The sequence below is a fragment of the Pseudomonas rhodesiae genome (assembly GCF_013285305.1).
GTDB classification, from domain to species: Bacteria; Pseudomonadota; Gammaproteobacteria; order Pseudomonadales; family Pseudomonadaceae; genus Aquipseudomonas; species Aquipseudomonas rhodesiae.
In genome coordinates, this window is the sequence record NZ_CP054205.1 from 1,321,716 (window position 1) to 1,345,924 (window position 24,209).

Consider the following 24,209-nt stretch of genomic DNA (forward strand, 5'->3'; position numbering starts at 1 on the left):
CAATTCGAGAAGTTAGAGGTAGATGATTTCGAGGGTGCCGGAGCCGTTGATCTGCACCACCTGACGCAGATCCAGGGATTGGGTCGGCGCCAGGTAAGCCTTGATGCGTAACGTGCCGCTCAGGTGCTGGATCGCCACCGGGCCTTGGGTGCTGCCCGCCAGGTGGGTGAAGCCCATATAGCTGTTGGCGGCGATAGGGATCTGCCGCGCACTGGCGCTGCTCCAGGCGGCGCCGTTGCTGGTGGAGTCGGTGCGATACAGCGCGCCGTAGGCATCGGCGGAAAAGTCTTCCGGGTCGATGTTTACGTAGAAGCGGCCGATCTTGTTCTGGCTGCCGTCGCGGTCCAGGCCGTAGGCGGTCTCGTCGGTGCCGCCGGTGGCCGAGCCTTCGCGGTTGTCGTGCATGCGCAAGGCGAAGGGCACGGGCGCGTCGCAACTGACGGTCATTTGCAGGGTGCGGGTGGGCAATGGGGTTTCGTTTGTGACGCTCAGGTCCTTGGCCAGCAAGGTGCCGTAATCCACCAGTCCGCCGTTGGACAACTGCGGCGTGCACGCCACCGGCGCGAAGTGCGCGCGCAGGGTCAGTTCACGGTAACGACCGCTGCGCTGGGCCTCGAACGTCCCGTTGACCTCCCAGGTGGTGGCGTCCCGCACGTAGGTTGCGGCCCTGTCCGCCCAGGCGCTGAGGCTCAGTTGCAGGGAAAAGTTTTTGCCCTGTACCACCGCGCCGCCTTGCACGGGGGCCACCAGGTGGCCAGTGCGCCACGTCAAGCGGGAGCCAACCACGGCTGGCGGTTGCCCGGCCACGGGCATCAAGCCCAACTCCACCGACCGACCATCCACTACGCCGTCACTGAGTTCGAGCGCGTAGCTGCCGTGTTCGGTGAATTGCAGACGTTCGGCACTGGCGGCGAGGGCGCGATAGAACACACTCAGGTCCTGCGCTTGCGGGCACGCAAGGGTCAGGCGCAAGCGGCGCTCGCCGAGCAGGCGCTGGGGTGCGCTGTCGGTTTGCGCCAGGCGGTTCATCAGGCCCAGGTCCAGCAGCGATTCGCTGAGGGTCAACTGGCACTCGTCGTTGGCCAACGCGTTGGCTGTGGCGCCGACGATGAGCAGCGATGCGGCCGTCAACTGCCGCAGCAGGCGAATAGGGGGCATGGTTACGGTCCTCATGATGGGGTACAGCGCGCGAGTGCGATTTCGAAATACACCTCGGGATCGCCCTCATCCGGCAGCTCGAACTGCAAGCGACAACGGGGCAAACCGGGGGCACTGACCCACAGGCCGGACGAGGCCAGCACATTGGGCAGAAACACCTGGCCGCCGTCCTGAACCAAGGTCACGAACTCGCCGTTGGCGGTGCTGACACTGGCGCCGCGAGGCAGCAACACGCCCTGTTCGGTGCGGGCGGTGAGCAGCACGCGACGGGTCAGGCTCACGCCGAACTCCACGCGGTCCACGGCGCCGCGTCCGGCCGCGAGCATCGCCAGGCCGTTATTGATATCGGCATTGCGCGGCAGCGAACGGGTTTGCACTTCCACCGGGCTGCGGCCATAGGGGCTGATCTGAGGGACCACGGCCTGGCCTTGCCAGTCGGTCCAGACCGGGCCGCTGGGGGTGCTGAGCTTGATGCCGCTGATGTCGCCCACCGAGACCAAGGCAAAGGTGTCACGCACCGGATAGGGTGACAACGTGACCCCGCCGCCATGCACCACCACGCCACCGCGAGCGCTGCCCTGATAGCTCGAACGCTCGGCGTCGGAGCGGCTGTAACTGACATCCAGCTGGCTGTAGCGGGGCAGGGCCGAAAGGCCGAGGGTGGTTTCCACTTGTTGGTCGCGGGTGTCGTGTTCGGCGCTGACGCGGTAGCTCAGTTGGTCGTCGATCTGCTCGTTCACCCCCACGCCGGTACGGTGCTCGCCGCCTGAATTGCGCACCCAGGCCCGCACGCGCCGGTTATCCCCCAAGGGCAGGCTGACGTTGAAGTAGAACGCGTTGTCCTGCTGTTGGCGCCCGCCCATCTGCCACTCGGCACTGGCCGATAACGATACGCCGCTGACGCTGGTGCCCCAGGACACTAAGCCCCGGCTGCTGCTGTCGCCGTCGAAGTTGCTGGAGCGCGACACCCCGGCACTGACTGCACCCAGCCACGGATGCGCCCAGCCCAGGCTGGCGCTTTGTTGGTCGCGATAGCGCGAGCGGCGCTGCTGGGTGGTTTCGGCCTCGTAGGTGGCTTCCTCCAGTTCGCGATAACCCGGCGTGCGCCAGGCGTTGGCCACGCTGAACGACCATTGATCGTTCAGGCGCTGGGACCACGACAGGTCGGTCTGCACCCCGCGCACCTGGTCCCGTGCATGCGTGTCGGCCACTTGGCTGGCCAGTTGTACCTGGCTGTCCAACCCCGGCAACCAGCCCAGGCTCACACCGGCGGCTCGGTATTCGCTGGCGGCCAGCACGCCGCTGCCCAGCGACAGTTGCGGGTGTACGGCACCGGTCCAACCGGCGCTGACCACCCAGGGATCGTCTCCCTGGGCATCGCCGATGTTGCGCACGCGCCCCGCCGACACCGAGTAACCCGGCGCCGGCAACCCCAGGCCAAGCATGGCGGCCGGAACGGTAAAGCGCCGTTCGCCACCGTTGCTTTCCTTGACCGTCACCTCGACGTCGGAGCGCGAGTTCAGGCGCCGCACGCCCGTCAAGGAAAACGGCCCGGCGGGAACTACCGTGGAGTGAATCAACGTGCCGTTCTGGCGCACTTCGACTTGGGCCGGGCTGTTGGCGATACCGTCGATGGTCGCGCCCTGACTCTGCTCTTGCAGCGCCTGCTCGGTCAGGACCTGCACGCCGGTGATCTGCGCGCCGGGCAATACCGGGTTGTACAGATTGACCTGCCCCGCCTGCAGCACCGCCTGGTGGCTGGCAAAGGTGCGCTGGGCATAGGCCTCCAGGTGCGTACTGCGCGAGAGGCCGTCCTGCCAGGTCTGCACCTGACGGCTGCGTACGATCCAATCGCCGGCATTGAAGCCGACCTCGGTGTTGGCCGAGCCGAAGCGGCTGTCGCTGTCGCCGAAGCGGTTATAGAACCCGGTCAGGTCGTAGTTGAGCAGGCCGGCCACGCCACCGGTTTCATAGCCCGAGACATCCTGTTGTAGCGGGCGCAGCGCCTCGGTCGGCACCACCAACGCTACCGTGAGCGTGGCTGGGTCCGGTTCCACCAGGCTTTGGGGATACTGTGCGAGAAAGTCGTGGCAGGGACCGTTGTCGTCAGGTACACGCAGGTTGGCGGCGTCCAACAGGGCACGGTCGAAGCACACGGCACCTTGTTGATCGAAGTTGACGTCAAGCCGACCGCGGTGCTGGCCGTTGACCCGCAGGCTGACGGCATGCCGCCCTGCGGCAAAGCGCGGAGCTTCCAGCAGCAGGCTGGCCAGGTGCGGGTCAATCCCGCGTTGCCGCAGGGTGGTGGCATCGAAGCCTTGGCGTGCATCGGCGCTGGCGGCCAAGGGTGCCAGCGTACAGGCCAGCAGCAGCGTGATAGTGACGGGCACAGTGGCGCCGTCACGGTAACTCAATACTGTTTTCACAAAGGGCACTCGAATGATGGACGCTGGAGCGTCCTGGTGACGGTCATCGAGCCGTCACTTCGATGCAGGCGGTAACCGCCTGGGGTTGTTCGTCAGGTAATCGGTGCTTCGTAGGCCGCCACGGCAAAGCCGTACACCGTGGCCGGTTGCAGCCGGACCTTGGTGGCCGGACCACCGCTGGCCGGCACACTCAGGGTTTCCCCCGGCAACACATAGGTGCGCGGCAACATCGCCTTGCCGTCGCCGGGCAGCAGCCGCAGCTCCTGGGCCAGGCGCACCACATAAGGGCTGGTATTGCGCACCTGCAACGTATTGCCGTGCTGTGACCACGTCAGCTCAGTCCAAGGTGTGCGATTGGGCGCCAAGCCCTTGGGATGAATGATCACCGGCAGGTTCTGGCGCACCGTCACACCCACCCGGGCATGCCCGGCTTGCGTGGCGGGGCGGCCCTGGGGCATGCCTTCGAAAATCGCGCGTTTGAGGCGCTGGGTGAGCAGCGGTTGCTGGCTTTGCAGGATGAAGCGCACCAGTTGCGATTTGGACGGCTCCACCCGCGACAGCGGCGGCGTGACCACCAGCAAGGGTTCGGTGTCTTCGGGGATGTCTTGCAACGTGACATGCAGCAGCGCCAGTTGGCTGTCGGTGTTGGTGACCGACACGGCGGCTTCGCCCTCGGCTTCGTGAACGATCACCACGGAGGTGTCCGGGACCATGCCGTCAGCCCGTGCGCCCGTGCCGCCGAGCAGCAGCGCCAGGGCCATAAGGCAGGTTGCGGGGTTGAGCACTGTGGTCATGAGAGGGGTTCCATAGAGGTCAGAGGTAGCGTAGGTCCAGCACCACGGAGCCATCGAGCGGCACCGCCTGATCCAGGGTCAGGTACTGGGTCGCGTTGATGGACGTGTCGATCTGGAGTTGGGCGCTTAACTGGCCGATGAAATCGGGCTGGCGATCCCCGACCGGGGCAAAGCCGATATAGGTTTTGGGCCAGGCTTCGGACGCCGGGCGCCAGGTTTCGCCGCTGTCATCGGAGGCCAGCACTTGCGAGGCTTGGGCGTCCCCCACCGGGTTGCGATATGACAGGGCCACCGAGCCCAGGCGCTCGGCCGGGGCATGGATATTTCGGCCCAGGCCATAGAGCACATCAGGGTCCAGGGAGGATTGCGCTCGGTTGTCGAGCCCCACCAGGGCGAACAGCATCGGCCGGCCGCACTGCACATGCAGTTGCAGTACGCGACTGGGCAGCTCGGTGACCACGTCGTCGCTGAGGGTATGGGAAAGAATTTTGCCGTGGTCGATCACGCCTTCGTCGGACAGCGTCACCAGGCAGGCGTCCGGGGTCAGCCGACCGGTCACGGTGACGTCCACCTTCGATGCGGCGTGGCCCGCAGCGGCGCTGGTCAGCCAAAACACGATCACCGCAGTGCAGGGGTAGGTGTTCATCGATTGCGCCATTGGCCGAGGCAAGCTCGGCAGATCCGAAAAAAAGCCCATGCTGCACGCGTCAGCCAGGCATGGGCACCCAGGGTTACAGGTACTTCACTTCAAGCGTGGCGGAGCCGTCGATGGTGACCTCGTTGCTCAGGTCCAGGCCATCGGTACGGGCGATCACGGTTTGCACTTCCAGATCTGTGACCATTTCCTTGACCGAGGCCGGCTGGCTAGGGTCGGCCATGGTGGCGATCGACACGTACAGGCCGGCGTCCCAGGCGTTATCGCCGTACCAGGTATTGCCGCCATCGCCGGAGACAATCGACTGCATCTGCGCGCCATCGGCGACCGGGTTGCGCACGGTCAGCAGAAACCAACCCAGTTTCTGGGTGCCGTTTATCAGGCCCAGGCCGTAATTGGCGGGAGAGGCCGATGAGCCGGCACGGTTGTCGACGGAATGCAGGGCAAATTGAATCGGTGCATCGCAGATGACCGCCATGGTCATGGTGTGGGTGCCGATCAGCGTTGGGTTGTCCGGGCGCAGGTCCTTGGCGGAAATCTTGCCGTGATCGATGACGCCGCCCCGGGTCAGGCTCGGCGTGCAGGCGCTGGGTACGATCAGGCCCTTGACGGTCAAGTCGACCGTGGACGCCGCATAAGTGGCGGCAGAGCCGAGCAACAACAGGCCGGTGGCGAGGGGAGTGAGCAGGCTTTTCATCGGGAGCGAGTTCCTTTCGAGTCAATGGGCAGTTAGAGGTAGTTGAGTTGTACGGTGACGTGACCGTCGATGGGCACCTCATCGATCAGCGTCAACTCGTCTGCGGGGGCAACCCGCGTGAATAATCTGAGATCGGCGTTAAAGTCCTTCACCGCAATGGGCGCCAGTTGGCCGGAATCGCTGGCGACCGCACTTTTGAATGCGTAGCTCAGGATGTCGCTGGGGTTCCAGGTCACACCGTCGCTGGATATCACCATCCTCACCACGGCGCCATCGGCCACGGGGTTGCGCACGCGGAAGGCCACGCCGCCGAGTTTTTCGTCATGGGGCGTCATGCCCAGGCCATGCCAATGTCTGGGGCTGGCGGAAGTGCCGGCGCGGTTGTCGATGGTATTTAAGGTAAAAAACGTCGGCCCCTCACACACCACGCTCAGGTGCAGGGACTGGCCCGGCAAAGAGGTGTAGTGATCCGAGTTAAGGTCCTTGGCGGTCATTTTTCCGAAGTCGATTTCGCTGCCGCCGGACATCAATGGCGCACACGCGCTGGGGGTGATGCTGCCCTTGACGGCGAGGTCGGTGGAGCTGGCGGCGAACGCCGGCGGTACACACAGCAGTGTCAGCAGGAGCCGGTAAGCAAAGGCTTTCATGGGCACAGAGTCCTTTCGGGAGAGGTCAACGCAGTGTTGAGTGGGTTACAGGTACTTCAGCTCCAGCGTGGCGGAGCCGTCCAATGCCACGTCGTTGGTCAGAGTCAGGTCGTTTGCCGGGGCAATCGCGGTGTTGAAGACGAACTCTGCGGCGGCATTTTGCAGGGGATGGGGGAGCCAGCCGATTTGGGCGTCGAGGCTGCCGAAAGCCACCAGCATGCCGGGGATGATCGCCTCGTCCTCATCCACGGGCGACCATCGATCCGTCGTGTACTGCCCCAACAACGTCGACGGAATATCCGCCACGGGGTTGCGCAGCGACAGGAAATACCGGCCCAGTTTCTCCGTGGTGCCGTCCACCAGCCCCAAGCCATAAGCCCCGGAGCGGGTCGAGGTGCCTACCCGGTTGTCGACGGGGTGGATGGCAAAGAGCGTCGGCGCTTCGCAACTCACCGTCAGTTGCAGGGTTTTGACTTCCAGCACGGTGTGGTTGTCGGGGGTCAGGTCCTTGGCCGAGATTTTTCCAAAGTCCACGGCCCCAGGCAGGCTGGGTGTGCAGGCGCTGGGGGTGATGGTGCCCTTGACGGTCAGCTCCACGGAGCTGGCCGCAAACGCGGATGAGGCACTGGCGAGCAAGAGGGCGGCACCCACCAGGTTTAACGACGTGTTCATTTCAGGTTGTTCCAATACAAAGTCGGTGGTTGGCAAGCATGTCGGTTTCGAGGCGCCGCGGTGCGGTCGTCCGTTCCCAGTGATCGGGGTGGGGTGCAATCTAGCGACGGGGCACAGGAGGGGGAATACAACTATTACGAGAATGATCGAGCGGCAGACGTGTGTCGGATGCTTGTCGGAATAGGTTTGCCGAATATGTAGGAAAGTTGGTTTTTTCGTAGTTTTTGCATCGTCATGACGCCACCCATGGAGATAGCGTGACGTCGCGATAAGTAGTCATGTGAGTGTTTCGACTCTGTTTGCCTGGCTGCTACGTCAGCGCTGTCGGTTTGTTGCGAATGCCGCGCGCTGCAAAAACGACCGCAACCATGAGGTGACCATGGAGACTGACGTATCTTCGGACGCAGTGCTTTCCCGTGAATTGACACCTTCGACCGAGCCGCCCCGCCATTGGCGGCACCTGAAGGTCCTGGTGGTGGAAGACCATGCGACATACCGCGTCTTGATGGGGTGGCTATTGAAAAAGCTCGGCTTGGGTCACCAACTGGCAAATGACGGGCAGCACGGTTTGGCTGCCCTGGCCGAGACCCCGTTCGACCTGGTGATCAGCGATTGTCAGATGCCGCAGATGGACGGCTACACCATGAGCCGCGCGATTCGCCTGCGCGAACATGCCAACGCACAGCGGCGGGTGCCGATCATTGCCCTGACCGGCAACCTGGTGCATGACGACCCGCAGCGTTGTCGCGACGCCGGCATGGACGCCTGGCTGGTCAAGCCGTTGACCCTTGAACAACTGCATGGGGTGTTGGCGTGCTGGTTACCGGGGCCGTCCGATGTGGTGCCGGTGCTGCCCAAGACCACGGGCTGGCCGACCCGTGCGGGTCTCATCGAAGCCTTCGGGGATGCGCGGGTTGTCGACCAGATGCTCGTCAGCCTGCTGCGCGAAGCGCGGGAAGACACCCTGATGCTCGACCATGCACGCAAAATCCGCGACGCGTCGTTGACCGCCGAAAGCCTGCACCGCTTGGTGGGTAGCCTGGCTTTTCTGGGCATGGCCGAGCTGGAGCTACGCGGCATGAGCCTGATCGAGCGGGTGCATGCCGAGGGCGTGGTGTTGAATGAGGCGCACCTGGACGCCTTCCAGGCCGACCTACGTGCTTACCTCACTTACTTGGGCTCATTGTGATGCCCGCAGACATTTGTAGGGAAAGGGAAGGCTGTGTTGAGGGTAATAGCTGTAGGTATTTTCTTTTTATTTTGTAGGTCCAAAAGCGGCGGCTATCAAACATTGATCGTGAGGAAAAACGCCGAGACTTCTGCGGTTGTTGAGGGATGGCGGCGGGGGTATTTTGCGCGGAATCTAGTGGCCATCATCTGTGGGTATTTATGCTTCGCGTAATCATTGCTGACGATCATCCCATCGTACGCATCGGGCAGAGAGTGGTGATCGAGGCGAATGGACGGTGCAAAGTGGTGGGCGAGGCCGACGGTCCCGATCAACTGCTGCGTGTGCTGGCGACCACACCCTGCGATGTGCTGGTGACCGATTTCGCCATGCCTGGTGGCCAGCAGGCGGACGGCTACGGTTTGTTGAGCCTGCTGCACCGCCAGTACCCGACGTTGCCGGTGATCCTGGTGACCATGTTTGCCAATATCGCCACGTTGCGAGCCTCCTTTGCCCACGGCGCGCGGGCTATCGTGGCCAAAAGTGCGTCGGCCAAGGAGCTGCCGCTGGCGATCAAGACCGTAAGCGCGGGCCAGACCTTTGTCAGTGAATGCCTGCGGGCCCAGCTGGTGGAAGCCGGGCCGGGTGACCAATCGCGACAGCCGCAATTGTCCGAAAAAGAGCGTGAGGTGGTACGCATGCTGGCCAGCGGCATGACCGTCAGCCAGATCGCGGCGCGGGTCAATCGCAGTGTGTCCACCATCAGCAAGCAGAAGAGCACTGCCATGAACCGGCTGTGCATTTCCACCGACGTAGACCTCTTCGCCTATGCCCGCAGTTGCGGCATGGTGCCCTGAGGCGGGCTATTGGCGCGGTGAATGTCAGTAGCCTTGGCGGCGCGGGCGGCTTATCGTGCGCCTATCTTTTTCGCCGTCGACGGAGCCTGCCCATGAGTGATGCCCACAACGCCCTGATCACCGAGTTCTACCGCGCGTTCCAACGCCTGGACGCCGACGCCATGAGCGCCTGCTACAGCGACGACGTGATCTTCAGCGACCCGGCGTTCGGTGAGCTGCGCGGTCGGGACGTCGGCGATATGTGGCGCATGCTCACCACCCGCGCCAAGGACTTCTCGCTGACCTTCGACCAAGTGCGCAGCGACGACACCCGCGGCAGCGCCCATTGGGTGGCGACCTACCTGTTCAGCGCCACCGGCAACACAGTGGTCAATGATATCCAGGCGCGTTTTGTGTTCCGTGACGGCAAGATCTGCGAGCACCACGACCACTTCGATCTGTGGCGTTGGTCGCGTCAGGCCCTGGGCACCAAAGGTCTGTTGCTGGGCTGGACGCCGCTGGTGAAAAACGCCGTACGCGCCCAGGCACGCAAAGGTCTCAAGGCATTCCAGGCCAGTCGTTGATAAGCTGGGCGCTCTTCTGGTTGACCGACTCGATCCGTGACGACTCCCACCGACCCCAAACCCTGGTTCGTTTACCTGGTGCGCGCCGCCAACGGCGCGCTGTATTGCGGCATCAGCAATGACCCGATGCGCCGCTTCGCTCAGCATCAAAGCGGCAAGGGCGCGCGGTTTTTCCAGTCCAGCCCGGCGGTGGCGCTGGTGTACACCGAGCAATGTGCAAGCAAAGGCGACGCCTTGCGTCAGGAACGGCTGATCAAAAAACTCAAGAAGAGCGCCAAGGAGTGCCTGGCCGCCAGTGGTGCATAGATTCGACTGATGGGTTCCCATCACGGCATCGCCACCCATTGCGCGCTAAGCTGGCAGCTCAACCTGACAACTGGACCCTGGCATGTCTGAGCTCATTCTTCACCACTACCCCACCTCACCCTTTGCAGAAAAAGCTCGGCTGCTGCTGGGCTTCAAAGGCCTGTCCTGGCAGTCCGTGCTGATCTCGCCGGTGATGCCCAAACCGGACCTGACCGCGCTCACCGGCGGCTACCGCAAGACTCCGGTGTTGCAGGTCGGCGCCGATATCTACTGTGACACCGCGCTGATCGCACGACGCCTGGAGCAGGAAAAAGCCGCGCCGGCGCTGTTCCCTCTCGGCCAGGAAATGATCACCCAGACCTTCGCCACCTGGGCCGACAGCGTGGTGTTCGCTCACGCGGTGAGCCTGGTGTTCCAGCCGGAATCGGTGGCGGTGCGCTTCGGCAAATTGCCGCCGGAAGCGATCAAAGCTTTTATGGCCGACCGCGCCGCGTTGTTCAGCGGCGGTTCGGCGAGCAAGCTGAGCGCCGACGTGGCCAAGCATCAATGGCCAGCGATCATGACGCGCCTGGAGCAACAGTTGCAGCGCGAGGCGGGGGATTTTCTGTTTGGCGAGCCGTCGATTGCCGACTTCTCCCTGGCCCATTCGCTGTGGTTCCTCAAAGCCACGCCAGTCACAGCACCCCTGGTGGACGCCTACCCGGCAGTGTGCGCGTGGCTGGGGCGCGTGCTTGGTTTCGGCCACGGCACGCCCAGCCAAATGACCGCCGAACAAGCGCTGGAGATTGCGCGCAACGCCACCCCGGCGGCGTTGCCGGACGAAGCGTTTGAAGACTTGAACGGCTTCCATCCCGGCCAGGCGGTGACCATCAGCGCGATCGACTACGGCGTCGACCCAGTGGCCGGCGAGCTGCTGTTTGCCGGGCGCGAGGAGCTGATCCTGCGCCGTAGCGACGAGCGCGCAGGCACTGTGCATGTGCACTTCCCGCGCTTCGGTTTCCGTATCCAGGCGCAGTGAATGAAATTATTTATCCACAACAGGTGAGGTAAACCATCCGCCCATCCGTGTAGTGCTTGAAACTGCGATCAATTCGCATTAACAGCGTTTTCTACACGGGTTCTCACAGCATGAAGTCGATGGCGGGCGGTTGGGTAAAACAGTGGCTGGGAGCCTCGGTACTGGCGGTGTCAGCGGTGGCTTTGCTGCCGTTGAGCGTGGCGCGGGCGCAGGAGCAGCAAAGCGCGCAGTTCGACTTTGCCTTGGCGGCCAAACCGTTGCCCCAGGCTCTCAGCGATTTCAGCCGGGTCACCGGAATCAGTGTGATCTACACCGATGAAGCGCCCTATGGCTTCAGCGCCCCGGCAGTGCGCGGGCAGATGAGCGCGACCCAGGCCCTGCAACGCCTGTTGGGCAACACCGGCATGACCTTCCGCCAGATCGACGCCCGCACCCTGGCCCTGGAACCCGTGCCCACCGAAGGCGCACTCAACTTGGGCGCCACCACCATCAGCGGCATAGGCCAACTTGACGACAGCACCAGCTACCAGCCGCCGCCCACCAGCTCGGTGATGCGCTCGCGCGGTCTATTGCTGGAAACCCCGCAAACCGTCAACGTGGTGCCGGCCCAGGCGCTGCGCGATCAGACCCCGCGCAACCTGGATGACGCCCTGGCCAATATCAGCGGTATCACCCAGGCCAACACCCTGGCCAGCACCCAGGACGCGGTGATGTTGCGCGGCTTTGGCGACAACCGTAACGGCTCGATCATGCGCGACGGCATGCCGGTGGTGCAGGGCCGCGCGTTGAACGCCACGGCCGAGCGGGTTGAAGTGCTCAAGGGCCCGTCGTCGCTGCTGTATGGCATCCAGGACCCGGGCGGCGTGGTGAACATCGTCAGCAAAAAGCCTGAATTGACCCCATCCACCGCCCTGACCGTGCGCGGTTCCACCTTCGGCGACGGCAAGAACGGCAGCGGCGGCAACCTCGACACCACCGGGCCGTTGGGCGATTCAGGGCTGGCCTACCGGTTGATCGTTGATCACGAAGACGAAGATTACTGGCGCAACTTCGGCACTCACCGCGAATCGCTGGTGGCGCCGTCCCTGGCCTGGTACGGCGATTCCACTCAACTGCTGTTCGCTTATGAGCATCGTGAGTTTCTCTCACCGTTCGACCGCGGCACGGCCATCGATCCCAAGACCAACCATCCGTTGGATATCCCGGCGACCCGCCGCCTGGACGAGCCGTTCAACAATATGGAAGGCCGCTCCGACCTGTACCGCTTCGAAGCCGATCACGATCTGAACGACGATTGGAAAGCTCACTTCGGCTACAGCTGGAACCGTGAAACCTACGACGCCAGCCAAGTACGCGTCAGCGCGGTGAACGCCAATGGCACCCTGACCCGCCGAATGGACGGCACCCAGGGCGCAATTACCACCGACCGGTTCGCCACCGCCAGCCTCGAAGGCAAGGTCAGCGTGCTGGGCATGCAACATGACCTGGTGTTCGGCCTGGATGACGAGTACCGCAAAATCTACCGCGCCGACCTGATCCGCCAGGCCTCGCGGGGCACGTTCAACTACAACAATCCGGTATACGGCAACGAAGTGGCGGGCAGCACCGTCAGCGCCGCCGACAGCGCCCAGACCGACCTGCTGCGCAGCGACTCGCTGTTCTTCCAGGATTCGATTCACCTGACCGACCAATGGATTTTCGTAGCCGGTGCGCGCTACCAGATGTATGACCAATACGCCGGCAAAGGCGTGCCGTTCAAAGCCAACACCGATGGCAACGGCCAGGCCTGGGTGCCGCGTGCCGGGCTGGTGTATCGCTACACCGATCAACTGTCGTTCTATGGCAGTTACACCGAGTCGTTCAAACCCAACTCCACCATCGCCGCCTTGGCCGATGGCAGCACGCTCACTGGCGATCTTACGCCCGAGCAGGCCAAGTCCTGGGAACTGGGGGCCAAGCTCGACATTCCCGGGCGCATCACCGCCAGCGCGGCGTTGTTCACCATCGACAAGCGCAATGTGCTGGTCTCGGTGGGTTCCGGCGCGAACACGATCTACAGCATCGCCGGCCAGGTGCGTTCCCGTGGCCTGGAACTGGACGCCACCGGCCAGTTGAGCGACCAATGGAGCGTGATCGGCAGCTATGCCTACACCGACGCCGAGGACATTAAGGACAACGACCCGACCCTGGAAGGCAACCGCTTGCAGAACGTCGCCAAACACACCGGCTCGCTGGCGCTGGCTTACGACTTCGGCAGCCTGTTCGGTGGCGATCAACTGCGCATGGGCGCGGGCGCGCGCTACGTGGGCGAGCGGGCAGGGGACGCCGCCAACGACTTCACCTTGCCGGGCTACACCGTGGCCGATGCTTTCGCCACCTACGACACCAAACTCGACGGGCAGAAGGTCAAGTTCCAGCTCAACGTGAAAAACCTGTTCGACCGCACCTACTACACCTCGGCGGCCAGCCGCTTCTTTGTATCGCTGGGGGACGCACGGCAGGTGTCGGTGTCGAGCACGCTGGAATTCTAAGGCTGGTGGTGAGCGCTGCGTGAGCTGCCTTTTGTGGTGAGCGGGCTTGTCGAATCGTCGCACCGCCCGCGCTGGGCTGCGAAGCGGCCCCAACTCTAGACGCCTCACTGCCAACTGGAGCTATGCAGCATCATCGATGGAGCGGCTTCGCCACCCAGCGCGGGCGGTGCGACGATTCGACAACCCGGCTCACCACCACGACAAATCCATGCCCCCCAGCAGCTTGCTCCACCGGCCCGCTCGCCACGGGCAGGTGGAGCTGTTAGCGTTGCCGCCACTGAAGATTTTGTGGAATTTGACACTGATGCATGTTGGACGATGGCTACCCCTGCTGTGCTTGAGCGTTTTCATGGGCGGTTGCGCGAGCGTTTCGCCAACCTCCACCCCGGCCATCCTTGACCATCTGATGGCCGACCCGGCCTTCAATGGCGCCACGGTCTCCTTGATGGTGCGCGACGCCCGCAGTGGTACCACCCTCTACCAGCACAACCCGCGCACGCGTCTGGTGCCGGCCTCCAACCTCAAGTTGTTGACCACTTCGGCGGCGATGGATGTGCTGGGGCCGCAATACCGGTTTTCCACTCAGGTACTGAGCACCGGCAGCCGCCAGGGCGAGCGGCTGGCGGGCAATCTGTACGTGCGCGGCTTGGGCGATCCCACCGTGCAGTTCGCCGATTACCAGGCGCTGGCGGCACAGTTGGCCAGCGATGGCGTGCGAGAAGTGCAGGGCGATCTGGTGTTCGACGACACCTGGTTCGACGCCGAGCGCCTGGGCGTCGATTGGGCCCAGGATGACGAAAGCACCTACTACGGTGCGCAGATCTCCGCGTTGACGGTGTCGCCCAACACGGATTTCGACGCGGGTACATTGATTGTCACCGCGAAAGCGCCCGTGGCCGTCGGCCAACCGGTGAGCGTTACCGTGAGCCCGGCCACCGACTACGTGCAACTGAGCAATCGCGCCATCAGCGGCCCCGGCAACACGTACGGCATTACCCGCCAGCACGGCACCAACTTGCTGCAATTGAGCGGTGCGCTGGCCCCCGGCAAGCAGAGCCGGCAGTGGGTGAGTGTGTGGGAGCCGACCCAACTGGTGGCGAACCTGTTTGAACAGGCGCTGGCTCAGCAGGGCATCAAGGTGCAGGGCCGGCGTGTGATTGGTGGCGCTACGCCTGCGACGGCCGCATTGTTGGCCGAACATCAGTCGGCGCCGTTGCAGGAGTTGATCACGCCGCTGCTCAAACTCTCGAACAACAATATGTCCGAGGCCCTGCTCAAGGCCATGGGACGCAAAACTGCGAATGCAGGCACGGCGGCGGCGGGCGTGGCGGCAGTGGCGGGCTTTATGACACGCCAGGGGCTGGACCCGGCCAGCCTGAGCCAGGTGGACGGTTCGGGCTTGTCGCGGCGCAATCTGGTGTCGTCCCTGACCTTCACCGAGCTGCTGCTGGCCAGCGCCAGACAACCCTGGTTCGACGCTTGGTATAACGCACTGCCGATTGCCGGCAATGCGGACCGCATGGTGGGTGGCAGCCTGCGCTATCGCCTGCGCGGGACGGCGGCGCAAAACAACCTGCATGCCAAGACCGGCTCCATGGCCGGCGTGTCGTCATTGAGTGGCTATATCACCGACGCCGACGGCCGGCGTCTGGTGTTTTCGATGGTCAGCAACAACTACCTGGGCAACGCCGCGCCGGTGCGCGCCGTGGAAAATCGCGTGGCCCAGGCCCTGGCCCAGTGGCGGGACTAGTTCAGGGCTGGTAGCCCATGCGCCAGCTTACGGCCCGGGTCGCCGCCAGTAATTGCTGGGCCGCCGGGCCGTCTTCATCGGCGTGGAACAGCGAGGTAGGGCCAACCACGGTCATTACCGCCGCCACCTGGCCGATGGCGTTGAACACCGGTGCCGACAAGGCGTCCACCCCCGGCATCAGCAAGCCGTGCACAAAGTGCAGGCCACGCTGGCGGATCTGTTCGCAGGCCGTGGCGTAGGTTTGATCGTCCGCCAGGGCGTGGGCGATGCCCGCCTCGATCTCCTGCTGGCGCAGCTCCACGGTTTCCCGCGAGGGTAGGTACGCACTGAACACCAGCCCGGTGGACGAACTGAGCAGCGGCAACACCGACCCCAGTTGTGTCACCACCGTCACCGCGCGCACCGCCGGCTCGATCTGCACCACGGTCGCGCCCTGATTGCCCCACACCGCCAGAAAGCAGGTCTCGTTCAGTTGGTCGCGCAGTTCCGCCAGGGGCAGCGCGCCGACTTTCAGCACGTCCATGCTGCCCAGCGCAGCCAGGCCCACGCGCAACGCTTCGCGGCCCAGGCCGTAATGGTTGGTGGCGGTGTTCTGTTCGGCGAACCCCGAGGCGATCAATGCTTGCAGGTAGCGATGCACTTTGCTCGCCGGCATCTGCACATGCTCGGCCAGGCGCGACAGCGACGTGGCCGGGGATAGTTCGGCCAGGGCCTTGAGAATATCGGTGCCCACTTCGGCCGAACGGACTTTTTGTTTACCGGTGTCGCGGGGCTTTTCCATGTAGGGGCGGGGTTCCGAAAGATGAATGGGCGTCTTTATAGCTTGACGCTCGACGGTGATCAAATTACGTTATGCGTAACTGGATTACGATAAAAACAACTTCCGCTCAGAGGACGATCCATGACCCTCGAATACCTGTCGGGCTTCGGCAATGAATTTGCCAGCGAAGCCCTGCCCGGCGCCTTGCCGGTCGGCCAGAACTCCCCGCAAAAAGCACCCTACGGCCTGTACACCGAACTGTTCTCCGGCACTGCGTTCACCATGACCCGCAGCGAAGCCCGGCGTACCTGGTTGTACCGCATCCAGCCGTCGGCCAATCACCCAGCGTTCGCCAAATTGGAACGGCAATTGGCCGGCGGTCCGTTGGGTGCGGTGACGCCCAACCGGCTGCGCTGGAACCCACTGGATATGCCTAGCAAACCGACCGATTTTATTGATGGTCTGGTCGCAATGGTCGCCAATTCGGCGTCGGAGAAACCCTCGGGTATCAGCATCCACCACTATCGCGCCAATCGCTCCATGGAGCGGGTGTTCTTCAACGCCGACGGCGAATGGTTGATCGTCCCCGAGCAGGGGCGCCTGCGTCTCGTCACTGAACTGGGCGTGCTGGAAGTGGAGCCGCTGGAAATCGTGGTGCTGCCCCGTGGCCTTAAATTCCGCGTCGAACTGCTGGACGCCCAGGCCCGCGGCTACATCGCCGAGAACCACGGCGCGCCGCTGCGCCTGCCGGACCTGGGGCCCATCGGCAGCAACGGTCTGGCTAATCCACGGGACTTCCTCAGCCCCGTCGCCCATTACGAAGACTTGCGGCAACCGACGACGTTGGTGCAGAAGTTTCTCGGCGAACTGTGGGCCTGCGAGCTCGACCATTCACCGCTGAACGTGGTGGCCTGGCACGGCAACAACGTGCCGTACAAATACGACCTGCGCCGCTTCAACACCATCGGCACCGTCAGTTTCGATCACCCGGACCCGTCGATTTTCACCGTGTTGACCTCGCCCACCAGCGTGCATGGCCTGGCCAACCTCGACTTCGTGATTTTCCCGCCGCGCTGGATGGTGGCCGAGAACACCTTCCGTCCGCCTTGGTTCCACCGCAATCTGATGAACGAATACATGGGCTTGATCCAAGGCGCCTACGACGCCAAGGCCGAGGGTTTCCTGCCCGGCGGTGCGTCGCTGCACAGCTGCATGAGCGCCCACGGCCCGGATGGCGAAACCTGCACCAAGGCCATCAATGTGGAGCTGGCGCCGCACAAGATCGATAACACCATGGCGTTCATGTTCGAGACCAGCCAAGTGCTGCGTCCCACCCAGTTCGCCCTGGACTGTCCGCACCTGCAACCTGCTTACGACGCGTGCTGGGCCTCACTGCCCGTCACCTTCAACCCGAATCGGAGATAACCCATGACTCAGCCTACCCCTGCCCGTAGTTGGGTAGCGTCCGCCAACGGTCACGCGGATTTCCCGCTGCAGAACCTGCCGCTGGGCATCTTCAGTCGCAATGACGAGCCCCCGCGCAGCGGCGTGGCGATTGGGGATTTCATCCTGGATCTTCACGCGGCATTGGACGCATTCGATGGCGAAGCCCGTCGTGCCGTGGAAGCGACTGCCGGCGGTCAACTGAACGGGTTGTTCGCCCTGGGCCGCGGCCCACGCGTGGCCCTGCGCGAGCGCCTGCTGGAGCTGCTGGCCGAGGGCAGCCCGCTGCAAGCCCGCGAGGCGCAGGTGCTGCACCGCGCGGCTGATTGCCAACTGCACCTGCCAGCCAAAATCGGCGACTACACCGACTTCTACGTTGGTATCGAACACGCGCAGAACGTCGGCAAGCTATTCCGCCCCGACAACCCGTTGCTGCCCAACTACAAGTATGTGCCGATCGGCTATCACGGCCGCGCCTCCACCGTGCGCCCCTCGGGCGTGGCTGTGCGTCGCCCCAAAGGCCAGACCCTGCCTGCCGGCCAATCCGAACCCACCTTCGGCCCCTGTGCGCGGTTGGACTACGAGTTGGAACTGGGCATCTGGATCGGCCAGGGCAACGCCATGGGCGAAGCGATCGCCATCGGTGACGCGGCCGAACATATCGCCGGTTTCTGCCTGCTCAACGACTGGTCGGCGCGGGATATCCAAGCGTGGGAATACCAGCCGCTGGGGCCGTTCCTGTCCAAGAGCTTTATTACCACCGTCTCGCCCTGGGTAGTCACGGCTGAAGCGTTGGCGCCGTTCCGCAAGGCTCAACCGGCACGCCCCGAAGGCGATCCGCAGCCGCTGCCGTACTTGCTGGATCAACGCGATCAGGCCGGCGGTGCTCTGGATATCGAACTGGAAGTGCTGCTGACCACGGCCGCCATGCGCGAACAAAACCTGCCGGCCCATCGCCTGGCCCTGAGCAACAGCCTGCATATGTACTGGACCGCCGCGCAGTTGGTGGCCCATCACAGCGTCAACGGTTGCCAACTGCAGCCTGGCGATCTGTTCGGTTCGGGCACCTTGTCCGGGCCGCAAGCCAGCCAACTCGGCAGCCTGTTGGAGATCACCGAAGGCGGTAAAAAAGTGATCGAGCTGCCGTCCGGCGAAGTGCGTAAATTCCTCGAAGACGGCGACGAAATCATTCTGCGTGCGCGCTGCAACCGTGAAGGCTATGCCTCCATCGGTTTTGGCGAATGCCGTGGCACTGTGGTCGCAGCACGCTGAGGAGGGCGGGGGATGGAACTCTATACCTATTACCGCTCTACTTCGTCGTATCGCGTGCGCATCGCTTTGGCGCTCAAGGGGCTGGCGTTCACGGCGGTGCCGGTCAACCTGCTGGTGCCGGCAGGGGGCGCCAACCGCCAGCCGGCGTACCTGGCCATCAACCCGCAGGGGCGCGTGCCGGCCCTGCGCACTGACGACGGCGACCTGTTGATCCAATCGCCGGCGATCATCGAATACCTCGACGAACGTTATCCACAGGTGCCGCTGCTGAGCCAAGACCTGGCGACCCGCGCCCACGAGCGTGCGGTGGCATCGATCATCGGTTGTGACATCCACCCGTTGCACAACTCCAGCACTCAGAACCTGTTGCGCCAATGGGGGCATGACGACACGCAGGTGCTGGCGTGGGTCGGGCACTGGATCAGCCAGGGCCTCGGCGCGGTGGAGCAACTGATCGGTGATCAAGGGTTTTGTTTTGGCGACCAGCCAGGCATGGCCGATGTGTTTTTGATCCCACAGTTGTACGCAGCCGAGCGGTTCAAAGTGTCGCTGGCCGATTACCCGCGTATCGGCCGTGTTGCGGCCTTGGCCAGGCAGCATCCGGCGTTTATTCAAGCCCATCCCGCCAATCAACCGGATACCCCTGAGGCCCCGTAAATCCGCTGTGCGACACCCATAAAAATAAGACAGGTACCTTGCGATGCACACTCAGATTGCCAGCTTTCGCGCGGCACTCGACGCCCGTCCGGTGTCGCGCTTCCAGTGGTTGATCCTCTTGTTGCTGGCGTTGCTGCTGGTGACCGATGGCTACGATGCCCAAGTGCTGGGCTACGTAGTGCCGGCGCTGGCCGCGGACTGGGGGCTGGAAAAAGCCGCGTTCGGCCCGGTATTCAGTGCCAACTTGCTGGGGCTCACCCTTGGCTCACTGCTGGTGACGCCACTGGCGGACCGCTTTGGCGTACGCCGGATTCTGTTGGCCTGCGTGCTGATCTACGCCAGCCTCACGGTGCTGATGGTGTTCGCCGACTCGCTGACCACGCTGATGGCCGCACGGTTTATCTGCGGGATCGGCATGGGTGGGGCGATGCCCAGTGCCATGGCCTTGATGTCGGACTATTCGCCACCGCGCCTGCGCACCCTGATGGTGACCTTGGCCGCGTGCGGCTTTTCGTTTGGTGGCGCGGCGGGTGGGTTCGTGGCCGCAGGATTTATTGAGCATTACGGGTGGGAGGCGGTGTTCCTGGCAGGCGGTGTAACGCCGCTGCTGCTGTTTCCGTTTCTGGTGTGGCTGCTGCCCGAATCCTTGCCGCGATTATTGCGGGACGCGCCGCCTTACTGGCGTCTGCAGCGGGTCACGGCGCGCCTGTTGCCCGACTGGCAACCGCCGTTGGCAAGCACCGCCGATGACCAGCAGGCGCGGGGCAGCCAATTGACGGTGGTTGAGTTGTTTCGCAACGGTTACGCCCGCCCGACCTTGCTGATCTGGGCAACCTTTTTCGTCAGCCTGATCCTGCTGTATTTCATGATCAGCTGGCTGCCGTCGTTGCTGTTGGAAAGTGGCCTGGCACTCAAGCAGGCCAACCTGGTGACGTCGATGTTCCTGTTTGCCGGCACCTTGGGTGCCATCGGCATGGCCTGGTTTGCCGACCGCCTGAAAAATAAAGTCCGCCTGCTGTGCGGGGTGTTGTTCGCGGCCGGGCTGTGCACCGTGCTGTTGGGCTTGAACCACGATAATCCGCGCTACTTGGTAGCGTGCGTGTTTGCCGCCGGCTTCTGCATCATCGGTGGGCAACTGACGTTGAATGCCTTCGCCAGCAACTTCTACCCGGCCCACGTGCGCGCCACCGGCACGGGCTGGGCACTGGGAGTGGGGCGCTTCGGCTCGATCCTCGGGCCGTTGCTGGGCAGTCTGCTGCTGGCAATGCAGGTACCGGTGCAGCAGATTTTTTTCTTCTGCGCGGTTCCGGCGGTGATGGCTGCGTTGTTGATCATCCAGGTGCGCTCGCCACAAAAAACCTCGCGCCTTAACTAGAAGCCAACGTGTTGGTCAATGCACCACCGTGTTGGGCGGCAGATGCCCCAACCGCTCGGTCAGGCGCAGGCGTTGGATCGGGTCTTCGCTGAGCAGCAGCGCATGCTCCAGATCGAAGCGTTCGGCGTTGGGGCAGTCCAGGCGTTGATACAGGCTGGCCCGTGCCAGGTAATCGGCGGCGCTGGCGTTGCCCAGTTCCAGCACGCGCTCGGCGTCGATCAGCGCCGCCAGTGGATCGTCATTGGCCAAGTGCAATTGGCGCAGGTTGCGCGACAAGCGTTGGAGCATTGAGCGCGGTTCGGCGGTATGCAGGTGTTCGGCCTGCAACTTTAGGTTGGGGCCATATTGGCGTTGCAGCAGTTCGCGGCAATCGTTGGTGTAGAGGCGCCGACCGCCGCAGGGGTCCAACAAGTGATCAGCGCCGGGGACGCGTAGCAGGAAGTGCCCTGGGAAGTTCACGCCGACCATGGGAATATGCAGGCGCCGCGCCAGTTCCATGGCAATCAAGCCCATGGCCAGGGGCTGCCCGCGTTTGCGCAGCAGGACTTTATCCAACAGCGCGGCGGCGGGGCGCAGGGGCGTGAAGTCATCCTGGGCAAACCCCAGATCGTTCATGCGCCGCAGCAGCGGTTGGCCCAATTCATCCGCCGGCAGCACGGGCATGCCTGCGCTCACCTGTTGTTGCAGCAACCCCAGTTCTTGCAGAATCTGCAACGGTTGCACCGTCGCGTCATGTTCGGCGGCAATCCACAGCGCGGCCTCGAACAGTGCAGGGGGCGAGCGTTCCAGGCAGGCGAAAAAGGCTTGGCGGGGCTTCATTGCATTCTCCGGCGGATGCCCCCGTTTTAGCCTTGCTGGGAATTTTCGTCCAGTGACTTAAGAAAGATCCTGCGCGCTTATGTCGCAGAACCTACAAAATCGGACGACTTATTCCAGCGCACTTCGGCAGTTTTCTGCTGCAAGCCTATACTTGGCGACACAAGAAGTGATTCGGGAGCTCGACGATGTTTGCTCTCATGCACCGCACCCGCCTTGAATCGCTGCACCTGAGCATCGACCCGGTGACAGGCTTGAAGGCGGTCATAGCTATTCACAACAGCCGCCTGGGGCCCGCCCTGGGCGGCTGTCGTTACCTTGCCTACCCCGACGACGAAACGGCCGTGGCCGATGCGGCGCGCCTGGCCCAAGGCATGAGCTACAAAGCCGCCCTGGCCGGGTTGCCGGTTGGTGGTGGCACCGCGGTGATCCTGCGGCCCGCCCATGTTGAAAGCCGCGCGGCGCTGTTCGAAGCCTTTGGGCGCTGCGTGGAACAACTGGATGGCCGCTACATCACGGCCATCGACAGCGGCACCTCGGTGGCCGACATGGATTGCATCGCTCAACAAACCCGTTTCGTCACCAGCACCACCGCCGCCGGCGACCCTGCGCCCCACGCCGCCATGGGCGTGTTTACCGGCATCCGCGCCACGGCCATGGCGCGCTTGGGCAGCGACAACCTCGAAAGCCTGCGGGTGGCCATACAAGGCCTGGGCAACGTCGGCTACGCCCTCGCCGAACAGCTGCACGCCGCCGGCGCCGAATTGCTGGTGAGCGATATCGACCATGGCAAGGTGCAACTGGCCATGGAACAGTTCGGCGCACACCCCATCGCCAACGACGCCTTGCTCAGCACCCCCTGCGACATTCTTGCGCCCTGCGGCCTGGGTGCGGTGTTCAACCGTACCAGCGTGGGCCAACTGCGTTGCGCCGCCGTGGCCGGTTCCGCCAGCGCCCAACTGACCAACCTGCAAGTGGCCGATCAGTTGGAGGGGCGCGGCATTCTTTATGCGCCCGACTATGTGATCAATTCCGGCGGCCTGATCTACGTCGCGCTCAAACACAGCGGCGCCGAACTGCCCACCATCACCGCGCACCTGTCGAACATTGGCTCACGCCTGACCGAAATCTATGCCCATGCCCAAGCCGAAAAACGCTCGCCCGCACGGGTAGCGGACGAACTGGCCGAGCGCCTGCTCTACCAATGAGCGGCGATTAAAAAGGCCCTGAATCAATGATTCAGGGCCTGTTCAATTCGGGCTTTACTCTGCCGGCGGGTTGAGCAACTCGGACAACGCGTCCGGCTGACTCTTGAATGCCTTGGCAAATACATCGCGGTTCTTCGCCATGTAGATCCCGGCTTCCTCCACCTGCTGCTCGCTCAAGGACGGCACGGCTTTCTGCAACACTTCTGCCAGCAACTCAGCGAGTTCAAGCATTTTGTCATGACGGTCAGCTTCGGCTTTATCCATGAACAAACGCTCCAGATCTCGGCTGCTGCGGTATACCACTTCGACGGCCATTCACCACCTCACATGCCTTCACGATAGTTGTCTTTTGCGACTACTGTATTTATATACAGCGAAAAGGGTAAGCCAAACCGTGGGGTTTGGGTAGCAGTTTTTTAATGTAGTAGGGAAATGGACGTGTGGGACGACGCATCAAGGCTATCAGGCTGCCGGTGTGCCTCATGTCATGCTGACATCATCTCACTTTCTACGCTCTGGCCTTTTTTCTGCATGCAGAACAACCGTCACGTCCAACCCGCATTATCCGGTCGAACCGACCTAAGGAAGCATCATCGTGAAAATCAACTGGGCCGAAAAGTTGCGCCACCAGGTCCATGGCCTGGCCGAGTCGCTGGGGAACCTGTTTGTGGAGTCGTTCCACTACCTGGCGCTGTTCGCCATTGGCGCGGTCACGGCCTGGGCGGCGGTGATGGAGTTTCTGGGGATGCTGGAGAACGGGCACATCAAGATCGATGACATCTTGCTGCTGTTCATCTATTTGGAATTGGGCGCGATGGTTGGGATTTACTTCAAGACCAACCACATGCCCGTGCGCTTCCTGATCTACGTTGCGATCACTGCGCTGACACGTCTGTTGATCTCCAACGTATCCCATCACAACCCGCCGGACCTGGGCATCATCTACCTGTGCGGCGGGATTCTGCTGTTAGCGTTCGCGATCCTGGTGGTGCGTTACGCATCGTCGTCGTTCCCTTCGGTGAAGGTCGAAAGCCCGCGGCGCAAAGGCGAGGCGAGCCTGGAGACCGAGAAGGGTGAGCTTTAAAGCCCGACGCTGAACGGCAGGTCACGGGCCGGCGGTGGCTGCATAAGTTTGTGGTTGTCGCCGTCGGTCATGATCGCCAGGATTTCCATGGCGCTGTGGCCCTGCTCGATGGCGATGCCGAACTGGATGCTCTGCACCAGGCGCTTGAGCCGTTCGGGGTCGTTGCGTTGCTCGGCACTGATCATGCGCTTGGCTACCACGCCCGTCTCATTCGAGAGGGTGAGCATGATGCTGCCGTCGAGCCGTTGAATGCTCAGGTTGACGCGATATTTTGGGCTGAATGTGTCGGTGATGATCTGAAAAGGATTGTCCATGGTGCGTTACCGCCTGATAAGAACATGCAGTCATTGAC

Annotated in this window: 24 protein-coding genes; 13 read left to right on the plus strand and 11 right to left on the minus strand. The window is 63.1% G+C overall.

Going from position 1 to position 24,209, the window contains the following annotated elements; translation table 11 throughout:
* Nucleotides 1-12: 12 nt before the first annotated feature.
* The 7 genes from HRH33_RS05895 to HRH33_RS05925 form a co-directional block, all read right to left on the minus strand.
* A complete protein-coding gene (locus HRH33_RS05895; protein WP_167417260.1) occupies nt 13-1,158 on the minus strand; it encodes a DUF1120 domain-containing protein in 1,146 nt (381 codons plus the stop codon).
* 11 nt (nt 1,159-1,169) lie between these two features.
* A complete protein-coding gene (locus tag HRH33_RS05900; protein WP_167417259.1) occupies nt 1,170-3,584 on the minus strand; it encodes a fimbria/pilus outer membrane usher protein in 2,415 nt (804 codons plus the stop codon).
* Nucleotides 3,585-3,676: 92 nt separating this feature from the next.
* Entirely contained in the window at nt 3,677-4,378 is a 702-nt protein-coding gene (locus HRH33_RS05905; RefSeq protein WP_034096013.1) for a fimbria/pilus chaperone family protein, read from the minus strand.
* Nucleotides 4,379-4,397: 19 nt separating this feature from the next.
* Nucleotides 4,398-5,024: a DUF1120 domain-containing protein gene (locus tag HRH33_RS05910; RefSeq protein WP_244962431.1), complete on the minus strand. Its 627-nt coding sequence runs from the start codon at nt 5,022-5,024 to the stop codon at nt 4,398-4,400.
* Nucleotides 5,025-5,109: 85 nt separating this feature from the next.
* A complete protein-coding gene (locus HRH33_RS05915) occupies nt 5,110-5,730 on the minus strand; it encodes a DUF1120 domain-containing protein (protein WP_167417257.1) in 621 nt (206 codons plus the stop codon).
* 32 nt (nt 5,731-5,762) lie between these two features.
* Nucleotides 5,763-6,377 (minus strand): DUF1120 domain-containing protein, encoded by a 615-nt coding sequence (locus HRH33_RS05920; RefSeq protein ID WP_034096015.1) that lies wholly within the window; start codon nt 6,375-6,377, stop codon nt 5,763-5,765.
* 45 nt (nt 6,378-6,422) lie between these two features.
* On the minus strand, nt 6,423-7,049 hold the full coding sequence (locus HRH33_RS05925) for a DUF1120 domain-containing protein (RefSeq protein WP_034096016.1): 627 nt from the start codon (nt 7,047-7,049) through the stop codon (nt 6,423-6,425).
* A gap of 379 nt (nt 7,050-7,428) precedes the next feature.
* Here HRH33_RS05925 and HRH33_RS05930 point away from each other — a divergent pair, with 379 nt between their 5' ends.
* The 7 genes from HRH33_RS05930 to dacB all read left to right on the plus strand — a co-directional run bounded on the left by HRH33_RS05930 (nt 7,429) and on the right by dacB (nt 15,242).
* Entirely contained in the window at nt 7,429-8,238 is an 810-nt protein-coding gene (locus tag HRH33_RS05930) for a response regulator (protein WP_167417256.1), read from the plus strand.
* 200 nt (nt 8,239-8,438) lie between these two features.
* Nucleotides 8,439-9,074: a response regulator gene (locus tag HRH33_RS05935; RefSeq protein ID WP_034096018.1), complete on the plus strand. Its 636-nt coding sequence runs from the start codon at nt 8,439-8,441 to the stop codon at nt 9,072-9,074.
* A 92-nt stretch (nt 9,075-9,166) separates the two neighbouring features.
* A complete protein-coding gene (locus tag HRH33_RS05940) occupies nt 9,167-9,637 on the plus strand; it encodes a nuclear transport factor 2 family protein (RefSeq protein WP_034096019.1) in 471 nt (156 codons plus the stop codon).
* Between the two features lie 36 nt (nt 9,638-9,673).
* The gene (locus HRH33_RS05945) at nt 9,674-9,943 is read left to right on the plus strand and encodes a GIY-YIG nuclease family protein (RefSeq protein ID WP_034096020.1); all 270 of its coding nucleotides are present in this window, start codon (nt 9,674-9,676) and stop codon (nt 9,941-9,943) included.
* Between the two features lie 82 nt (nt 9,944-10,025).
* Entirely contained in the window at nt 10,026-10,961 is a 936-nt protein-coding gene (locus tag HRH33_RS05950) for a glutathione S-transferase family protein (RefSeq protein WP_034096021.1), read from the plus strand.
* A 110-nt stretch (nt 10,962-11,071) separates the two neighbouring features.
* A complete protein-coding gene (locus HRH33_RS05955; protein WP_167417255.1) occupies nt 11,072-13,492 on the plus strand; it encodes a TonB-dependent siderophore receptor in 2,421 nt (806 codons plus the stop codon).
* A 304-nt stretch (nt 13,493-13,796) separates the two neighbouring features.
* Nucleotides 13,797-15,242: a D-alanyl-D-alanine carboxypeptidase/D-alanyl-D-alanine endopeptidase gene (gene dacB, locus HRH33_RS05960; RefSeq protein WP_167417254.1), complete on the plus strand. Its 1,446-nt coding sequence runs from the start codon at nt 13,797-13,799 to the stop codon at nt 15,240-15,242.
* Nucleotide 15,243: 1 nt separating this feature from the next.
* Here the strand turns inward: dacB and HRH33_RS05965 are convergent, their stop codons facing one another.
* Entirely contained in the window at nt 15,244-16,023 is a 780-nt protein-coding gene (locus tag HRH33_RS05965) for an IclR family transcriptional regulator (RefSeq protein ID WP_167417253.1), read from the minus strand.
* A gap of 120 nt (nt 16,024-16,143) precedes the next feature.
* Between HRH33_RS05965 and hmgA the strand changes: the two genes are divergently transcribed.
* From hmgA to HRH33_RS05985, 4 genes are read left to right on the plus strand one after another with little or no spacing between them, the layout of a single operon-like run.
* The gene (gene hmgA, locus HRH33_RS05970) at nt 16,144-17,427 is read left to right on the plus strand and encodes a homogentisate 1,2-dioxygenase (RefSeq protein ID WP_167417252.1); all 1,284 of its coding nucleotides are present in this window, start codon (nt 16,144-16,146) and stop codon (nt 17,425-17,427) included.
* A 3-nt stretch (nt 17,428-17,430) separates the two neighbouring features.
* On the plus strand, nt 17,431-18,717 hold the full coding sequence (fahA, locus tag HRH33_RS05975; RefSeq protein ID WP_167417251.1) for a fumarylacetoacetase: 1,287 nt from the start codon (nt 17,431-17,433) through the stop codon (nt 18,715-18,717).
* Nucleotides 18,718-18,729: 12 nt separating this feature from the next.
* Nucleotides 18,730-19,374, plus strand: coding sequence for a maleylacetoacetate isomerase (maiA, locus tag HRH33_RS05980; RefSeq protein WP_167417250.1), 645 nt, complete (start codon nt 18,730-18,732; stop codon nt 19,372-19,374).
* A gap of 43 nt (nt 19,375-19,417) precedes the next feature.
* A complete protein-coding gene (locus tag HRH33_RS05985; protein ID WP_167417249.1) occupies nt 19,418-20,749 on the plus strand; it encodes an MFS transporter in 1,332 nt (443 codons plus the stop codon).
* A gap of 15 nt (nt 20,750-20,764) precedes the next feature.
* Here HRH33_RS05985 and HRH33_RS05990 read toward each other — a convergent pair whose 3' ends face one another.
* On the minus strand, nt 20,765-21,568 hold the full coding sequence (locus HRH33_RS05990; RefSeq protein ID WP_034096028.1) for a SirB1 family protein: 804 nt from the start codon (nt 21,566-21,568) through the stop codon (nt 20,765-20,767).
* Between the two features lie 185 nt (nt 21,569-21,753).
* On the opposite strand from HRH33_RS05990, the gene HRH33_RS05995 reads away from it, so the two are divergent.
* Nucleotides 21,754-22,773, plus strand: coding sequence for a Leu/Phe/Val dehydrogenase (locus HRH33_RS05995; protein WP_047881608.1), 1,020 nt, complete (start codon nt 21,754-21,756; stop codon nt 22,771-22,773).
* 54 nt (nt 22,774-22,827) lie between these two features.
* Here the strand turns inward: HRH33_RS05995 and HRH33_RS06000 are convergent, their stop codons facing one another.
* Nucleotides 22,828-23,088: a YebG family protein gene (locus HRH33_RS06000; protein WP_010564043.1), complete on the minus strand. Its 261-nt coding sequence runs from the start codon at nt 23,086-23,088 to the stop codon at nt 22,828-22,830.
* Nucleotides 23,089-23,368: 280 nt separating this feature from the next.
* On the opposite strand from HRH33_RS06000, the gene HRH33_RS06005 reads away from it, so the two are divergent.
* Nucleotides 23,369-23,857 (plus strand): phosphate-starvation-inducible protein PsiE, encoded by a 489-nt coding sequence (locus HRH33_RS06005; protein WP_034096030.1) that lies wholly within the window; start codon nt 23,369-23,371, stop codon nt 23,855-23,857.
* On the opposite strand, the gene HRH33_RS06010 is transcribed toward HRH33_RS06005, so the two are convergent.
* Nucleotides 23,854-24,171, minus strand: coding sequence for a DUF3509 domain-containing protein (locus tag HRH33_RS06010; RefSeq protein ID WP_034096031.1), 318 nt, complete (start codon nt 24,169-24,171; stop codon nt 23,854-23,856). The genes HRH33_RS06005 and HRH33_RS06010 overlap by 4 nt on opposite strands.
* Between the last annotated feature and the right edge of the window lie 38 nt (nt 24,172-24,209).